This is a genomic window from Alkalihalophilus lindianensis (assembly GCF_032843265.1).
Lineage (GTDB): Bacteria > Bacillota > Bacilli > Bacillales > Bacillaceae_D > Alkalihalophilus > Alkalihalophilus lindianensis.
Genome location: NZ_JAWJBA010000242.1, coordinates 1 through 277, shown reverse-complemented (window position 1 = coordinate 277; position 277 = coordinate 1). Strand labels below are relative to the sequence as shown.

The following is a 277-nucleotide window of genomic DNA, read 5'->3' as shown; positions in this document are numbered from 1 at the left end:
AAATCCAGACCCGACTGAGCCATCATTGAAAAACTCCGAATGTTTGCATTCGGGACAAATATAGTGCGGCGGCAATGGATTTACTTCCGTAATTTCCGTCATGGTTGCAACGAGCGATGAACCGACAGACCCCCTTGAACCGACAAGATACCCATCATCCAGTGATTTCTTGACAAGTTTATGGGCAATTAAATAAATAACGGCAAATCCATGGCCGATGATACTTTTCAATTCTTTTTCAAGCCGTGCTTCCACAATCTCCGGTAGCGGGTCCCCG

1 protein-coding gene is annotated in these 277 nt (G+C 45.8%); it reads right to left on the bottom strand.

The features are described 5' to 3' along the window. On the bottom strand, nt 1–277 hold a 277-nt coding region (locus RYX56_RS22110), incomplete at both ends, for a hypothetical protein (protein ID WP_317124083.1).